Annotated in this window: 14 protein-coding genes; 5 read left to right on the plus strand and 9 right to left on the minus strand. The window is 69.0% G+C overall.

The window, feature by feature from the left end:
• Positions 1-120 precede the first annotated feature (120 nt).
• Genes AC5RWT_RS20070 through AC5RWT_RS20080 form a run of 3 tightly spaced genes read right to left on the minus strand, consistent with a single transcriptional unit; the run spans position 121 to position 3,106 of the window.
• On the minus strand, positions 121-933 hold the full coding sequence (locus AC5RWT_RS20070) for a pyrimidine reductase family protein (protein WP_494081707.1): 813 nt from the start codon (positions 931-933) through the stop codon (positions 121-123).
• Positions 930-1,874, minus strand: a complete 945-nt coding sequence (gene folP / locus AC5RWT_RS20075) for a dihydropteroate synthase (protein ID WP_494081708.1) — start codon at positions 1,872-1,874, stop codon at positions 930-932. Before folP ends, AC5RWT_RS20070 begins: the two co-directional genes overlap by 4 nt.
• On the minus strand, positions 1,871-3,106 hold the full coding sequence (locus AC5RWT_RS20080) for an NAD(P)/FAD-dependent oxidoreductase (RefSeq protein ID WP_494081709.1): 1,236 nt from the start codon (positions 3,104-3,106) through the stop codon (positions 1,871-1,873). The genes folP and AC5RWT_RS20080 overlap by 4 nt, the downstream gene beginning before the upstream one ends.
• Positions 3,107-3,279: 173 nt before the next feature.
• On the opposite strand from AC5RWT_RS20080, the gene AC5RWT_RS20085 reads away from it, so the two are divergent.
• From AC5RWT_RS20085 to AC5RWT_RS20105, 5 genes are all read left to right on the plus strand, one after another.
• Complete coding sequence (locus AC5RWT_RS20085) at positions 3,280-3,945, plus strand: helix-turn-helix transcriptional regulator (protein ID WP_494081710.1); 666 nt, start codon at positions 3,280-3,282, stop codon at positions 3,943-3,945.
• A gap of 71 nt (positions 3,946-4,016) precedes the next feature.
• Positions 4,017-5,240, plus strand: coding sequence for a cysteine desulfurase family protein (locus AC5RWT_RS20090; RefSeq protein WP_494081711.1), 1,224 nt, complete (start codon positions 4,017-4,019; stop codon positions 5,238-5,240).
• A 90-nt stretch (positions 5,241-5,330) separates the two neighbouring features.
• Positions 5,331-6,467 (plus strand): tRNA 2-thiouridine(34) synthase MnmA, encoded by a 1,137-nt coding sequence (gene mnmA / locus AC5RWT_RS20095; protein WP_493966282.1) that lies wholly within the window; start codon positions 5,331-5,333, stop codon positions 6,465-6,467.
• A gap of 128 nt (positions 6,468-6,595) precedes the next feature.
• Entirely contained in the window at positions 6,596-6,961 is a 366-nt protein-coding gene (locus AC5RWT_RS20100; RefSeq protein WP_493966281.1) for a chorismate mutase, read from the plus strand.
• Between the two features lies 1 nt (position 6,962).
• Complete coding sequence (locus AC5RWT_RS20105) at positions 6,963-8,015, plus strand: uroporphyrinogen decarboxylase/cobalamine-independent methonine synthase family protein (protein WP_494081712.1); 1,053 nt, start codon at positions 6,963-6,965, stop codon at positions 8,013-8,015.
• Between the two features lie 47 nt (positions 8,016-8,062).
• Here the strand turns inward: AC5RWT_RS20105 and AC5RWT_RS20110 are convergent, their stop codons facing one another.
• The 6 genes from AC5RWT_RS20110 to AC5RWT_RS20135 form a co-directional block, all read right to left on the minus strand.
• Positions 8,063-8,755, minus strand: a complete 693-nt coding sequence (locus AC5RWT_RS20110) for a DUF4166 domain-containing protein (protein ID WP_494081713.1) — start codon at positions 8,753-8,755, stop codon at positions 8,063-8,065.
• Between the two features lie 4 nt (positions 8,756-8,759).
• On the minus strand, positions 8,760-10,052 hold the full coding sequence (locus AC5RWT_RS20115) for a DUF58 domain-containing protein (RefSeq protein ID WP_494081714.1): 1,293 nt from the start codon (positions 10,050-10,052) through the stop codon (positions 8,760-8,762).
• Between the two features lie 8 nt (positions 10,053-10,060).
• The gene (locus tag AC5RWT_RS20120) at positions 10,061-11,086 is read right to left on the minus strand and encodes an AAA family ATPase (protein WP_494081715.1); all 1,026 of its coding nucleotides are present in this window, start codon (positions 11,084-11,086) and stop codon (positions 10,061-10,063) included.
• Positions 11,083-12,378, minus strand: a complete 1,296-nt coding sequence (locus tag AC5RWT_RS20125) for a DUF4350 domain-containing protein (RefSeq protein ID WP_494081716.1) — start codon at positions 12,376-12,378, stop codon at positions 11,083-11,085. Before AC5RWT_RS20125 ends, AC5RWT_RS20120 begins: the two co-directional genes overlap by 4 nt.
• A complete protein-coding gene (locus AC5RWT_RS20130) occupies positions 12,375-13,064 on the minus strand; it encodes a DUF4129 domain-containing protein (RefSeq protein ID WP_494081718.1) in 690 nt (229 codons plus the stop codon). The genes AC5RWT_RS20125 and AC5RWT_RS20130 overlap by 4 nt, the downstream gene beginning before the upstream one ends.
• Positions 13,061-14,284: glycerophosphoryl diester phosphodiesterase membrane domain-containing protein (locus tag AC5RWT_RS20135; protein ID WP_494081717.1), on the minus strand; the 1,224-nt coding region annotated here is incomplete at its 5' end. The genes AC5RWT_RS20130 and AC5RWT_RS20135, both read right to left, overlap by 4 nt.

The raw sequence follows: 14,284 nt of genomic DNA on the forward strand, positions 1-14,284 counted from the left end.
GCCGGCCGGCACCGGCAACGACGTGCCCCGCTGTTCGGCCTGCCCACCGCTCCCGCCGCCCGCCCGATCGGCGGCGGTATGCCCGTCGTGCCAGTGGCCGCGTACAGCGGGCGTCACCGCTTATGCCGATGGCGAGCCGGTCGTCAGGTTGCCGCCGTCTGGCGACGTGGTCCACGGTGCGCCGACTGCGGCGGTATAGCGCAGCAGCAGCATCGACCCGGACTCCAGTACCTGCTGAAGCTGAAGCCGCTGCAGCGATTGACCCGTGACGTGGTCCGAAATCCGTGTGGCGGTTCCACCGGCCAGCAGCGGGCTGATGGTCAGGCACAGCTCGTCCACCAGTCCTGCCGCGTGGAAACTGCCGAAGAGAGTGGGCCCTCCCTCACTGTGGATCTGCCGGTAGCCGCGGGCGGCCAGCGCCTCCGCGATCAGTGCCGGTTCCACATGGGTTGTGCCCGCGTCAACGACGTCGGCCACCGGCTCGAGCGCCTGGCGCCGGACGGCCGGCGCAGCGGCGCTGGTCAGCACAATCGGCCGTACCGGCGCCGCGGTGAAGAATGCGCTGCCCGGGTCCAGGTCAAGCGACGCCGAAACCACGGCGACGGGCGGGTGCGGACTCATGCCGCGGGCACAGCGCCACGCCTGGGACCCGGGGCCCAGCAACTCGCCGCCGTAGCCCTCGGCCCGAATGGTGCCGGCACCCACCAGCAGGACGTCGGCCAGCCGGCGCAGCAGCAGGAAGACCCGCTGGTCCACCTCGTCGCCCAAAGTTCCGGAGCGGCCCTGATAGGTGGCAGCGCCGTCCACGCTGGAGACGAAATTGAACCGGACCCACGGGCCGGGGCGGGGAACATTGCCGTACCAGGCCAGCAGCTGCTGGTCCGACGCCTGCTCCGGGCCCGGCGGAAGGATGCGGCGGATGGGGCGGCTCACGGGGTCGCCGGTTCGTTGCTGTCGCCCATGTTGTGCTCCAGACAGGACGGTTCGCGCCAGCCCAGCACAGCCTCGGTCATCCGTATGGCGGAGCTGGCTTCGGGGACATTGTGCATGCGCAGGATCCTCGCACCGTTCATGATGCACATCACCGCGGCGGCCAGGGAGCCCGACAGGCGTTCTTGTTTGGGCTGGGACAGGGTCTCGCCGATGAAGTCCTTGTTGGAGACCGCCGCCAGCGACGGATATCCGAGGGAGGCAATCTCGCCAAAGCGGCGGGTAATCTCCAGCGAATGCCTGGTGTTCTTGTTCAGGTCGTGGCCGGGGTCGACGATGATCTTATCGGCGGAGACGCCCAGCGCCCGGGCCAGCTGTACCTTCCGGCGCAGGAACCCGGCGACGTCCTCGACCACGTCGTTGTAGTGCGGGCGCGGATACACAGTGCGCGGGGCGGCGAGCGAGTGGGTAATGACCAGGTGTGCGCCACCCTCCGCCACGACCGACGCCAGCTCCGGATAGTGGAGGCCCGTGGTGTCGTTGATGACGTTGGCTCCGGCGCGGATGCTCGCCTCGGCTACCTCCGGCAGGAAGGTGTCGGCGGAAATGATCACGTTCGAGCGGGCCCGCAGGGCCTCGATCACCGGAACGATCCGCTCTGCCTCATCGGGCGCGGACAAGGCCGGCCCCGGTGCGAACGGGACGCCGCCGATGTCCACCCAATCCGCGCCCGCCGCCACCGCCGCCAAGGAGGCTTCGATCGCGGTTTCCAGCGCGAAGGTCCGTCCGCCGTCGTAAAACGAGTCGGGAGTGCGGTTGACGATGGCCATCAGTGCCACCTGGCGGCTGAAGTCAATCCTGCGGACACCGAAGTCGTGCACCGGATGGTAGAGCTCGGGGAGGAAGGCGCCGGACGGCGACTGCGCCGTCAGTGGTTGGCTCATAGGCTGGTCAGCTCCTTGTCGGGATTGGACAGGTCCTCGGCATCCACGGTGCGGCCGGAACGGATGAGATCCTGGATGGATTCCTGGACGTCCCAGACGTTTACATTCATACCAGCCACCACCTTGCCCTCACGCAGCCAGAACGCGATGAACTCCAGCGTGTCCAGATCCTGGTAGCTGCCCCTGAACACCGGTTGGCTCTGCGCAGCCCAGGGGAAATAACCGGAGTACTCCATCCCGATGCCGAACTGGTCGGTGTAGAAGTACGGAATATCGCCGGTGGACGCCTCCAGGCCCAGCATCGCGGCAGCTGCAGTCTTGCCCTGGGCGATGGCGTTCGCCCAATGCTCGCTGCGCAGCGGTGCACCATAGCCGGGGTGGTAGGCACGGGCAACGTCGCCCGCAGCATAGACGTGTCCGGCCGAGGTGCGCAGCGTCTGGTCCGTGTCGATGCCGTTGGACACGGCCAGTCCGGCGGCCTCGGCCACGGCCGTATTCGGGACCGCGCCGATCGCCACCAGCACCGCGTCCGCAGGCAGGCGCTCGCCGTCGTCGAGCACTATGCCGCTGACCCTGCCGTCCTCGCCGAGGAATTCCACCGGCCAGCGCCCGGTGCGCAGCCGGACGCCCTCGCGGCGGTGGGTATCCGCGAAGATGCTGCCAATGACCCCGCCCAGCGCAGCAGCGAGTGGGATGTCTCCGCGGCCCAAGACCGTGACATCGTTTCCGAGCTGGCGTGCCGTGGCCGCCACTTCCATGCCGATCCAGCCCATGCCGATGACGACCAACTGCCGGTCACCGGCCGCCAGCTCGCTGCGCAGGGATTCGCTGTCGGGCAGAGTCCGCAGGTAATGCACGCCCGCCAGTCCGGCACCGGGCAGTTCCAGCCTGCGCGGCGACGCTCCGGTGGCCAGGAGCAGCTGCGAGTACTCCACTGTGGCCGCATCCGAGAGCAGGATGGTGCGGGCGGCGGGATCAAAGGACTCTACCGTGGTGCCGCGCAACAGCCGGATGTTCTGCCCGGAATACCAGTCGGGCGGCTGCACCAGCAGGGACTGCGCATCCTCCCGTCCGGCCAGGAAGTTCTTGGACAACGGCGGCCGAAGGTAGGGGTGTTGGTCTTCGGCGCCGGCCAGCACGATCTCCCCGCTGAAGCCGCCCCTGCGCAGGGCCTCTGCGGCAGTGGTGCCGGCCAGGCCGGCTCCCGCAATAACGATCGGGTTCTCTGCCATGGCAGCGCTCCTTTATGCGCCGGCGGGCACCCAGCGGGCCGGCCCCGATGCCGATCTCTGGGGAACACCGGCCGTTGCCTGTCGGGACAGGGCCGGATGTTCTAAAATAGGTATACCCGACTTTAGAAATCAACGCCGCATAAGTCAATGTTCCTGCCACCGGAGAGGGCGCCATGAGCGACCAGCCGCGACCCGGGCTTTCCGCAGTCTCCGCCTTGGGCGACGACGTGCGCCGCCGCCTTTTTGAATACGTCCGGCACAGCGCCGAGCCGGTGACGCGGGACCAGGCCGCTGCCGCCCTCGACCTGCCGCGCAGCACCGTGTCCCTGCAGTTGGACGCGCTGGCCGGGCACGGACTGCTGACCATCGAATTTCGGAAACTAAGCGGCAAATCCGGGCCCGGCTCCGGTCGTCCGGCCAAGGTGTATGCGGCAGCGGTGCCGGAAGTGTCAGCCTCTGTGCCCGAGCGTTCCTACGACCTGGCCGGTGAACTGCTGGCCACTGCGGTGGAGGAATCCGCCCGGGCGGCCCGTCCGGCGTCCGAGCTGGTGGCCGAGGTGGCCCGGTCCAAGGGCATCGAACTGGGGGCCGGTGCCGGCGACATGGCGGCAGCCCTGGCCGCTACCGGTTACCGGCCGCTGCCGGACGAGGCTGGTTTTGCGCTGGGGAACTGCCCCTTCCACCTCTTGGCGCGCAGCCACACCCAAACAGTGTGCGGACTGAACCTTGCCCTGCTGGAAGGGATGCTGGCCGGCTGCGCCGACCAGTCCCACAGTGTCGCCGCAGATCCCGACGGACCCTTTTGTTGTGCCAGGATCAACCGGGACCCACCCGCCTGACTTCCCCGAACGCCAGCGGCCTGGACGGGACGGCTCGGGCCGCAGGCGTTCAGGGCGTGTAAAATACTTGCGTGCCCGTGTATCTTGACCACGCGGCGACCACGCCCATTCTGGCGCAGGCCCTGGCCGCACTTACCCATGAACTCAGCCGCAGCGGCAATCCCTCGTCGCTGCACGGCTCCGGCCGGCGCGCCCGCAGGGTGGTGGAGGACGCCCGCGAAACCATCGCCGCCGCAGCCGGAGCGCATCCATCCGAGGTGATCTTCACCTCCGGTGGCACCGAGGCCGACAACCTGGCCGTCAAGGGCCTGTACTGGGCCCGGCGCGACGCCGATCCCCAGTGCCGGCGGATTCTGTGTTCGCCCGTGGAACACCCTGCCGTGCTGGACACGGTGGAATGGCTGGAAAAGCACGAAGGCGCCGAGGTCGTCTGGCTGCCGGTCGACGCTCACGCAGTGGTGTCGGTGGAAGCGCTGCGGCATGAAATCGAAGCAGACCCTGCCGCGGTGGCGCTGGTCGCGGTGATGTGGGCCAACAACGAAGTCGGCAGTGTCCAGCCGGTGGCGGAGATCGTGGCGGCCGCGCAGCCGCACGGGATCCCGGTCCATTCGGACGCCGTTCAGGCGTTCGGCCACTTGCCGGTGGACTTCAGGGCAACCGGCCTGGACACCATGGCCATCAGCGGACACAAAATCGGCGGCCCGGTGGGCGTGGGTGCGCTGCTGGTCCGGCGGGACGTGAAGCTGACTCCTGTCCAGCACGGCGGCGGGCAGGAGCGCGACATCAGGTCGGGCACCCTGGACACGCCGGCGATCGCGGCCTTCGCCGCGGCGGCGGAGGCCGTCGTCGGGCACCTGCCGGCAGAAGCCGCGCGGTTGTCGGGTTTGCGCGAAAAACTTATTGCCGGCGTCGTGCGCTCCGTCCCGGAGGCGGTGCTTCGGGGGACTCCCGACCCGCATCAGGAGGGCCTGCGGCTGCCCGGCAACGCGCATTTCACCTTCCCAGGCTGTGAGGGAGATTCGCTGCTGTTCCTGCTGGACCTGGCCGGTGTGGAGTCTTCCACCGGGTCGGCGTGCACCGCGGGGGTGCCCCGGCCTTCGCACGTCCTGCTGGCCATGGGGCTGAGCGAGGAAGAAGCACGCGGAGCCCAACGCTTCACGCTCGGGCATACAACCACCGAGTCCGACGTTGACACACTCGTGGCAGCCCTGCCGGAGGCCTACGCACGGGCCAGGAAAGCCGGGATGGCGGGACACGTTTCCAGCATCCAGACCGCAGGCACCCAGGCTGGCTGACCCGCACCGGGCCGGCCGCGCCGCCGCCACACCATCGACTCGTGCCGCTGCGGCGGCCACAGACAAACACATCAGTAGGGAAACCAATTCATGAAGGTACTGGCAGCGATGAGCGGCGGCGTTGACTCCGCGGTGGCAGCGGCACGGGCGGTGGAAGCCGGCCACGATGTGGTGGGAGTGCACCTGGCCTTGAGCCGGATGCCCGGCACGCTGCGCACCGGCAGCCGGGGCTGTTGCACCATCGAGGATTCACGCGACGCCTGGCGCGCCTGCGACATCCTGGGCATCCCGTACTACGTCTGGGATTTTTCCGAGCGGTTCAAGGAAGACGTGGTGGACGATTTCATCGCCGAATATGCTGCCGGCCGGACCCCGAACCCGTGCATGCGCTGCAACGAGCGGATTAAGTTCGCGGCGCTGCTGGAGAAGGCGCTGGCGCTGGGCTTTGACGCTGTGTGCACCGGCCACTACGCCAAGGTGGTGGAGGACGCGCAGGGCAACCGCGAACTGCACCGCGCCGCAGACTGGGCCAAGGACCAGTCGTACGTGCTGGGAGTGCTGACCCATGAACAGCTCAAGCACTCCATGTTCCCGCTGGCGGAGACACCGTCCAAGGCCGAGGTGCGCGCCGAGGCGGCGCGGCGCGGTCTCTCCGTGGCCAACAAGCCCGACAGCCATGACATCTGCTTCATTTCCGACGGCGACACCCGCGGTTGGCTGGCCGAAAAGATCGAGATGGAGTCGGGATCGATCGTTGACCAGGATGGCCAGGTCGTCGGCGAACACGAGGGCGCCAACGCGTTCACCGTGGGCCAGCGCCGCGGCCTCAAGCTGGGCCGGCCCGCTCCGGATGGCAAGCCGCGGTTCGTGCTGGAGATCCGGCCCAAGGAAAACAAGGTAGTGGTGGGGCCCGAGGCCCTCCTGGCGGTGGACCAGATGCGCGGCATCAAGGTGTCCTGGGCCGGATTGCCGCTGCCCGAGGTGGAGGCCCTGGCGGAGTTCGACTGCATGGTCCAGGTCCGCGCCCACGGCGACCCGGTTGCCGCGCGGGCCCGGGCAGAGGCCGGGGAGGACGGACGCCAGGAACTGGTCGTGACCCTCATCGAACCGATGCGCGGCGTGGCCCCGGGACAGACCATGGTGCTGTACCAGGGGACCCGCGTGCTGGGTCAGGCAACCATCGACTCGGCGCGTTCACTGAGCTGGGACCCCGCCAAGGTTTCCTGAGCCGCCGGCCCGAACAGGACCTTTGCTCCTGGCCGGGACCATGCCCCGGAGCGGTCGGGGCGGGGGCCGTACTTCACAGAGCGGTAACCGGTGCATCGCCCACCCCCGCCGAACCATAAACTGGGAGCATGACCGAGCCCCACCTTGCCGATGACTTTGACCCGACCGCCAGCTCCTTGTCCGACCAGGTAGCTCCCGAGGTGATGGCGGAACTGCTGGCGGTGCGGGGAAGCATCGACAACATCGACGCAACATTGGTCTATCTGCTGGCCGAACGGTTCAAGGCCACGCAGCGGGTGGGCCACCTCAAGGCCCAGCACAAGCTGCCGCCGGCCGACCCGGACCGCGAGACCGCGCAGATTGGCCGGCTGCGGCGGCTGGCCGAAGAAGCGCACCTGGATCCGGCCTTCGCCGAGAAGTTCCTGAACTTCATCATCTCGGAGGTCATCAGGCACCACCAGGCCATTTCCGACGAGCACAACGGCGGCAACTGAGGTGGCGGCCGCCGCACCCGCTGCCGACGAGCGGCCAACACAGGTGACCGCCACCGGGCTGGGCAGCTGGCCCGGCACCGAGCCCGCCGAGGCAACCCGGATCATCCGCGGCGAACTCGGCGAACCGAACCTGCCGCATCTGGTCGAGCTGCCGGACCGCGGCGTCGGTTCGGATGCGATCGGGCGCACGGCGGGAATGCTGGAGGAACTGTTCGTCGATCTGCAGCCGCATGGCTGGCGGCTGGTGGACCGTCCCGGCCAGGATTACCGGCGGGCTGTGTCGGCGCTGCGCACCGATCTGAACGTGCTCGCCGATGTGGTCGGTGCCGAAGACAGCCCGGGCAACCGGCTCAAAGTCCAGCTGCTCGGGCCGATGTCGTTGGCGGCCGGACTCTACCTGCACAACGGCGAACGGGCCCTGGCTGACGCCGGAGCACGGCGGGACCTGGCCCAGTCCCTCGCGGCAGGTGCGGCCGGACACCTGGCCAGCGTCAGGGCAGCGCTGCCGGCGGGCACGGAGCTGGTGGTGCAACTGGACGAGCCGGAGCTCGACTCAGTGCTGGCCGGGACCATTCCCACGGCCAGTGGCTACCGCACCCTGCGTTCGGTTGCGGCACAGGAAGCATTTGGGGCCTGGGACCTGGTGGCTGCATCATTGCGCGCTGCCGGCGCCGTGGAAGTCGTCGCATGCATTCCCGCCACGGACTCTTCCTTTGACGCCGTGGCCGCCAGCAGCCTTGACGGGTTCGCCGCCCCGACGGGCGGGCTGGACACCCGGCAGTGGGAGACGATTGCGGCCGCGGTGGAAGCCGGCCGGCGGGTCTGGGCGGGCTTGATGGACCCCGCGTCGGGCACCATTGCGCAGGTCACGGCGCTGGTGGATTCGGTGGCCCGTCCCTGGCGGCAGCTGGGCCTGCCGGTGGCCCGCCTGCCCCAGCTAAGGATCACACCGTCCGCCGGTCTGGCCGCCTGCCCGCCGGACAGGGCCCGCCTGGTGGTCAAGCGGCTCACCCAGGCAGCGGACGCGCTGAACCAGGTTGTCGCGGAGGCTTAAATCCTGAAGGCCGGCCAGCCGTTTGCCCTCCGAAACCAGCGGGCTCCTTAGCCCAGGAGGCGGTAGGAGAAGGAGCCGGAGTATTCCAGCACGGTTCCGAACTGGCGCTGGATGACCTTGGTGCGGATCCGGAACCGGCGCTCGGTTCTGTCCCACCACTGTTCGGTGAACGCTGCGGCATCGAGCAGCAGCGGAAGCGTAATGCTCAACGGGCCGGCTGACAGCCGGATGCGCCGGGAGGCCAGGCGCATCCGGCCGTCGGACCCCACCGAGCATGCCACGTCGGTCAGCAGGCGGCCGCTTTTACCCAGCGCGCCGACGGCCCGGCCCAGCTTGTCGTCCCAGCTGGTCCTGTCCTCCACAATCCGCGTGCGGTCGTGGAAGCCAAGTGTCCTGACGGCGGTCAGCTGCGGCTGGCCGCGGGCATCCAGGCAGGCCCGGTTCTCGATGCTGAAGGGCACCTTGTGCTGATACTCGGGGAACAAGGCGTTGTCGCTGCTGGTCAGGCCGAGGAACGGCCGCAGCGCGGGACGGGGGCAACCGGCGACGTCGAACATTCCCTCACCGATGCCGCGGGCCTCGTCGTTCCCGTCCGACGGGGCGAGCGAGAAGTATTCCTGCAGTTCGGGCTGGAGCCGCCGGAAGCCGGGCCCCAGCGCCAGCTGGTAGACGGACGCACCGGCATCACCGCCCGGGCCGGGGGCGGAAGAGTGGGCGGGCACGCCGGTGACCGGGGCCATGCTGCTACAACCGCCCCGCGGCTTTGAGCCGGATGTACATATCCGCCAGCTGCGGGGGCAGCTCGTGCGGGGGAGCATCCACCACCTCGGCGCCGAGCTGGCGGATTTGTGCCGCGACCGCTGCCCGTTCCAGCACGGCGCGCTCGGCTGCGGCTGCCCGGAACGTGTCGTCGACGGTCTCGCGGACGGTGCGCAGACGGTCCACATGCGGATCGCTGACCGAGGCGACAACCACCGTGTGTTTGGCGGTCAGCTGGGCCAATACGGGCAGCAGGCCCTCCTCGGCGGCCCCCGAATCAAGTGCCGTGAGCAGCACCACCAACGACCGGTGCGAGGACAGGGCGTGGATCTGGGCCGGTATCTGCGACCAGTCCGCTTCGATCAGTTCGGACTCCAGCGGAGCCATGGCGTTGACCAGCTGGTTGAGCAGGTTGCCCTTGGCCGCGGAAGCGACCTTGGCCCGCGGCCGCCGGTCAAAGGCCAGGAAATCCACGCGGTCGCCGCCGCGTTCAGCGAGCACCGACAGCAGCAGGGATGCTTCGATTCCGGTGTCCAGCCGCGGTTCGTCGTCAATCCGCGCGGCCGACGTGCGGGAGGTATCGAGCACGATCACCACGCGGCGGTCGCGTTCCGGACGCCAGGTGCGGACGACGACGGACTGCCGCCGGGCGGTGGCGCGCCAGTCGATGGAGCGCACGTCGTCACCGCGGACGTAGTCGCGCAAGGAATCGAATTCGGTGCCGGCTCCGCGGACCTGCACCGCAACGCGGCCGTCCAGTTCGCGCAGCTTGCGCAGTTTGGACGGCAAGTGCCGCTTGGAATGGAACGGCGGCAGCACCCGCAGCCGACCGGGCAGCGCGATGGTGATCTGGCGGGCGGCCATGCCGAGCGGCCCGAGCGACCGGATGGTGACGTGGTGTGCCAGCAAGTCGCCGCGGCGCTGCGGCGTCAGCTGGACCTCGACCAGCCGGCGTTCCCCCGGCGCAATCCGTACGCGCTGGTCCGGATTGGCGGCACCGGCCGAGGGCTGCCACGCGTCCCGTACCACCGCGCGCAACAGCCTGCGGCCATGGTTCCCCAGCAGCAACCTTGCCGTCACCGACTCGCCCAGCCGGACATTCGACGGGAGCCTCCGCTGCAGTCCCACACGGCGCGGGGAGAGCGCCAGGAACAGGTCCAGGCCGGCCACGGCGGTCAGCAGCAGGCACCACGCCAGAGCCGTGGCCGGTTGCGGGAAGAGCATCAGGGGGATGACACCCGCCAGGGCCAGCAGGACAAAACGTCCGGTGATCGCCACGGCGTCGCTCAGCGGGGGACCGGCACGGTGGCCAGGATGCTGTGCAGCACGTCGTCGGCCTGCACGCCGTCCATCTGTGCCTCCGGCCGCAGACTGACCCGGTGCCGCAGCGCCGGCAAAGCCATCGCCTTGACGTCATCCGGGGTGACAAAACCGCGGCCGTTGAGCCAGGCCCACGCACGGGAAGTATTGAGCAGGGCCGTCGCGCCGCGCGGCGAAACGCCCAGCTGGAACGACGGCGCCGACCGCGTGGCCCGGACCAGGTCCACGATGTAGCCGACGACCTCCGGAGCGATCGCCACCCGCGCCACCGCCGCCCGGGCCCGGACCAGGTCCTCTACAGACGCTGCCGGCCGCACTCCGGCGCCCTGCAGGTCACGGGGGTCAAAACCCAGGCTGTGGCGGCGGATGATTTCGATTTCGGCGTCCCGGTCCGGCAGGTTCATGGTGAGCTTGAGCAGGAAGCGGTCCAACTGCGCTTCGGGCAGCGGGTAGGTGCCTTCGTATTCCACCGGGTTTTGTGTGGCGGCGACGATAAAGGGCTCGGGCAGCTTGCGTGACGTGCCGTCCACCGACACCTGGCGTTCTTCCATTGCTTCCAGCAGCGAGGCCTGGGTCTTGGGCGGAGTCCGGTTGATCTCATCGGCCAAGAGGATGTTCGTGAACACCGGTCCTTCACGGAAGCGGAATTCTGCTGTGTGGGTGTCATAAATCATCGAACCGGTGACGTCGCCGGGCATCAGGTCGGGAGTGAACTGAATCCGCTTGGTGTCGAGGCTCAGTGCGGCGGAGAGGGAGCGGACCAGCAGCGTTTTCGCGACGCCGGGCACTCCTTCCAGCAGCACATGCCCGTGCGACAGCAGCGCGATCAGCAACCCGGTCACGGTGGCGTCCTGGCCCACCACTGCTTTGGCCACCTCGCCACGGACGTCGTGCAGGGCCTGGCGGAGACGGTCGTCGTCGGCAGGAGGCGTCGCGACGGCGGGACCGCTGCCGTAGTGGGATGCCTGCTGCTGTCCTGGCTGTTCGCTCATCGGTGCATTACCTCTTTCTCTAGCTGCTGAAGTTCTTGGGCCCAGGCCACCAGCCGGGCTTCGGTGCCGGGCGCCTCCTGCCGCAGGATGCGTTCCAGCTCCGCCCGGGGGCGGCCGCTGTCCCGGGCTACCGCAGTGACGACGTCGGCGCTGGTGGCTCCGGCGGGCAGCCGCAGGTGGGCGGCGAGCCGGGTCAGCGCGGCGGCCCGCAGGTTGTCCGCGGCGTGATTGACGGCCTTGGCGCTTTGGTAAAGCCGCGCCCGGCCCTCGATCGTCTCGGCCGAGCGGACCACCACCGGCAGCGGCTCGGCCACCAGCGGGCCAAGCCGGCGTCCCCGCCAGAACATCGCCGCCACCCCGACTGCCATCAGCCACAGGGACACGGGGATCACCCAGGCAGGCAGCAGGCTCATCGGGTTGACCGGCTCATCCGCAACCGGCAGATCAGCCAAACCCGCCCGGTACCACACCAACCGCTCCGTGGCGCCCAGCGTATGCAGTGCCAGCGCGGCGTTCCCCGCCTGGACAATGCCTTCGTTGCTGAGCACCTGGCCGGCGCCCAGCACAATGGTGGCCCCTTTGTCGGAGCTCACGAAGGGGGCCGCGTCCCGGGCAGGGGTCTTGAAGGCAAAACACAGTTCGCTGCCGCCGCGGTAGGCCATGCCTCCGCGGGTGATTTCACCGGCTGCAGCGGGACCCGGCAGGTCGCATGCAGCCTTCAGGTTTCCCCCGTCGGCAGGGACGACGCCGGCGGACTGCACACCGGGAGCAAGCGCCCGCAGCGCCTCAAAGCCGGGCTCGAGCAGCACGATGCGTTCGGCGTGCTCCTTCAGGGGCCGCAGTTGCCCGGCGGTGAGGTAGCCGTTCGGATCGTGGACCAGCAACGTGGCGTTGCCACCGAGGAGTTGGTCCCGCGTCTCCTGCAGCGAATCAGTAGTTGCTACCTGCACCCCCTGCTGGCGCAGCACCTCGGCCACGGCCTTGGCGCCGTTGGGCGCGGCGTTGCCGGGGGAGAGATCGGCTCGGTCGGCGGCCGGGCCGCGGAGCAATTCCAGCGCGACCACGCCGCAGATCAGGACCAGCAACACGAGCCAGAAACCCCACTGACGCAGCCGGTTCCGCAGCGTGGCGAAGACCGAGCCGTTGTCGCCAATGATTTCCGGTCGGTGTCCGGCCGCTCGGCCGGGGTTGCCGGAGGTGCTGTCGGTGAAGTCTTCCGGTGCTGCCGGACCGACAGGGCCTGCTGCCGGGTTCAGCGGGGCCTCCGCCGGCCGGGCCTCTGCCCCGCTCATCGCGGAACCGCCAACGGCACGGGGCTGCTGCCGGCATGGTCCGGCGAAGCCTGAGCCAGCGAATCATCCAGAGCTGCCAACTGGTCAACATCCTCGCTGACCGCCGGCACCTTGCCGTACCGGACGGAATCGAACCGGTTGGCTGCACCGCGCAGCCGCCCGGCTTTGGCGCTGAACGCAGCGGCTATCCCGGCGGCTGCCTCGTCGGCAGTGCGGCCAGGCTGGGGGTCCAGGACCACCCGTTCCTCCATCGAGCGCACCACGGCACGGAACCGCTCGGCGTAGGCGGCGTCCCAGTCGCCTCGGGCCGCTGCCTCCCGGGAGTTCCGGCGGTGTTCATCCGCTGAGAGGGGGGCGGCGCCGTCGAATATTTCAGCCGCAGCACGGCGGCGGGCGGTGCGGCGGGGCTTGACCACCCACACAGCCGCCCCGATCAGCAGCAGGGCAGCCAGGACCAGGGCCACCACCCCCAGGTTCGGGCTCAAGCCGTTAAGTTGGGAGATCGCCTGCGCAAACCAGTCAAGGATGCCCTGCACTGCCGATTCCAGGACTCCCGGGCGGGCATCCTGGTATTCCTCCTTGGCCAGTTCGCGGACCAGCAGCTCGCGCGCCTCGTCCGGCCCCGGCGCCACCGGAACATCGAAGCGGACCGACGCTAAGAGCGGTGCCGCAAGGGCCACGATCATGTGGTCCACGGGCCGGACGGCCCGGGAACCGCGGAACCGGGTGCCGCCCCGGAGCCCAGTCCCGGAATGGTGCCCGTGTCCTGGCCGCCGGAGGCTTCGTGCTCGCGCAGCAGCACCACATCGAACCCTTCGCGGCGGATCCGCAGGTCGATGTAGACCAGGGCGATCACGGCGGCTTGGAAGGCATAGCCGATGGCCGAGAAGATCGACGACAGCAGCATGGACACCAATGTGAGCGGGCCCATGGTCGCCAACATGCTCTCGGCGGACGTCGGATCGCCCAGCAGCGGTCCGGCCAGTCCCACGATGAACGAAATCGGCATGCTGACCACTGACGTGATCACCGTGACGATGATGGTGCACAACAGGATGATGCCGAAGGTCCGCCACCAGCTGCGGTTGGTCAGCTGCCACGACCGGCCGAGCGACCTGAAGAGCGGTTCGCGTTCCATGATGATGACCGCGGGAGCCAGCATCAGCTTGATGCCAATCCAAACGGAAACCGCAGCAAAACCCAGAATGATCAGCACGACGATCCAGACCGAGGTGACGCCCAGCTGGTCGGCCAGGAAGAAGGAGCCGGCAATGATGGCGACCAGGGCGGCCGCACTGAGCGCCAGATAGAGCAGAGCCAGCCCGACCAGTGCACCGATCCGGCCCTTTGCGAGGGCGAACATCAGTCGGAAGCTGGTCTTCTGATTGACCGCGGCCCTGGCCGTTGGTATCGCGAGCACGCCCTGCAACACCAGGATTCCGACACCGGACAGCAGGCCCAGGACCAGCGAAGAGATGATGATGGACAGGCCGAAGGCCACCGCGGATTGGTCGGTGAGTTCCTCGTTCGCCATGACCTGCAGGCCGCCGAAGGCCGAAATGATGAGTCCGCCAACCAGCCATGCCAGCGCGCTGACCACCACTTGGAGCAGCACCGCGGTACCGAAGACTGCCGCGGCGTTCTTCCGGGCAGCCTGGAAAGCGCCGTCCAGGATCTCGCCCACGCCGAGCGGACGCAGCGGGATGACGCCGGGTTTCGGCGGGGCGATGTAGCCGCCGTACGGGCCCGGGCCGGCAGGCACAGGCCAACCGCCGCCTTGCTGGCCGGCCCAGGAGGACTGCCCGGGCCACGCTGCCGGTTGCTGCCCGTGCGGCCCCGGCTGGCCGCCCGGTGGCTGCTGGTTCCATCCCGATGGGGCGGGCGGGGCCTGCGGGTTCCATCCCCA

The organism is Arthrobacter sp. Dra40 (genome assembly GCF_059091905.1).